This window comes from Salmonella sp. NW645, assembly GCF_051703725.1.
GTDB lineage: Bacteria > Pseudomonadota > Gammaproteobacteria > Enterobacterales > Enterobacteriaceae > Salmonella > Salmonella enterica.
Genome location: NZ_JAMMKR010000025.1, coordinates 1 through 1675, shown reverse-complemented (window position 1 = coordinate 1675; position 1675 = coordinate 1). Strand labels below are relative to the sequence as shown.

Sequence of the window (1675 nt, the reverse complement as noted above, 5' to 3'; positions counted from 1 at the left end):
GTAAGCAGAGTTTTTGAAATGTAAGGCCTTTGAATAAGACAAAAGGCTGCCTCATCGCTAACTTTGCAACAGTGCCCAAGGAAGTGTATGAAAAATGTCTGGTATAATAAAGATATCATCTTGAAAATCGAGTGTTGCTCTGTGGATAACTTGCAGGGTTTAATAAGTATCTTTACTCAAAAGTTGCAATCAATAATTTATTGAAAAAGATTGAAAGGTGGTGGTAAATAATGTTACAATGTGGGAGTATCAGTTTAAATTCTTCGTGAAATAGTGTTCTTTTAAGCTAATAAAAAATGCACGTGGAATTTAGGTCAAAGAAAAGTAAAGAAAAATTTATTTATGGAGGTAAAAAAGGATGAGTCAAGTTGTTGATTTTTTAAATGAAGCAAAAACTTTTTATTTTGCAACCGTTGAAGGAGACCAGCCAAGGGTCAGACCGTTTAATGCAGCCATGGAGAGGAATGGCAAGGTCTATCTTGGTACAACCAATCAGAAAAAAGTTTATCAGCAGTTATTGGCAAATTCAAAGGTGGAAGTCTCAGGTATGGCAAAAGGAAAATGGATTCGGCTCACCGGCGAAGCCGTAATTGATGATACCGTGGAAGCAAGGGAAGCAATGCTTGAAGCAAATCCGCCTTTGAGAGATTGGTATAGCGCTGATGATGGGAAATTCACCGTATTTTATTTGAAAAACATGCAGGCAGTTTTATATTCCTTTACAGGAGATCCGGAGATATTAGATAATTAATCAAAACATGCAGCCCAAGTGTAGAATGAACTGACCCCCATAAGTTAGACCAAAAATCTAACTTATGGGAGGTCATTTTTTATGGCAAAATACAGTTATGAATTTAAGTTACAAGTTGTTCAAGCATATTTAGATTTTTATTTTGTCCGTTTTGTCTAGCTTACCGAAAGCCAGACTCAGCAAGAATAAAATTTTTATTGTCTTTCGGTTTTCTAGTGTAACGGACAAAACCACTCAAAATAAAAAAGATACAAGAGAGGTCTCTCGTATCTTTTATTCAGCAATCGCGCCCGATTGCTGAACAGATTAATAATAGATTTTAGCTTTTTATTTGTTGAAAAAAGCTAATCAAATTGTTGTCGGGATCAATTACTGCAAAGTCTCGTTCATCCCACCACTGATCTTTTAATGATGTATTGGGGTGCAAAATGCCCAAAGGCTTAATATGTTGATATAATTCATCAATTCCCTCTACTTCAATGCGGCAACTAGCAGTACCAGCAATAAACGACTCCGCACCTGTACAAACCGGTGAATCATTACTACGAGAGCGCCAGCCTTCATCACTTGCCTCCCATAGATGAATCCGAACCTCATTACACATTAGAACTGCGAATCCATCTTCATGGTGAACCAAAGTGAAACCTAGTTTATCGCAATAAAAACCTATACTCTTTTTAATATCCCCGACTGGCAATGCCGGGATAGACTATTATTCTCCCCGGAGCCACTACGCTGACCCGGTTGATTTCAGAGGTAAGGGAAAAGGCGACGTTGCGCCTGTGGAACAAACTGGCACTGATACCGTCAGCCGAACAGCGTTCACAGCTGGAGATGCTGCTGGGGCGGCACTGTTGCAAAGTTAGCGATGAGGCAGCCTTTTGTCTTATTCAAAGGCCTTACATTTCAAAAACTCTGCTTACC

At 38.9% G+C, this 1675-nt stretch carries 2 protein-coding genes; one reads left to right on the top strand and one right to left on the bottom strand.

The window, feature by feature from the left end; genetic code table 11:
* The first annotated feature begins 358 nt into the window (after positions 1-358).
* Positions 359-751: a pyridoxamine 5'-phosphate oxidase family protein gene (locus tag NA389_RS21885; protein WP_000084745.1), complete on the top strand. Its 393-nt coding sequence runs from the start codon at positions 359-361 to the stop codon at positions 749-751.
* 319 nt (positions 752-1070) lie between these two features.
* Here NA389_RS21885 and bleO read toward each other — a convergent pair whose 3' ends face one another.
* Positions 1071-1457, bottom strand: coding sequence for a bleomycin binding protein (gene bleO / locus NA389_RS21880; protein WP_063102497.1), 387 nt, complete (start codon positions 1455-1457; stop codon positions 1071-1073).
* Positions 1458-1675: the final 218 nt, after the last annotated feature.

Coding starts and splice junctions, on each gene's coding strand:
- NA389_RS21885 (WP_000084745.1), top strand. CDS start 359: ATGAGTCAAGTTGTTGATTTTTTAAATGAAGCAAAAACTTTTTATTTT.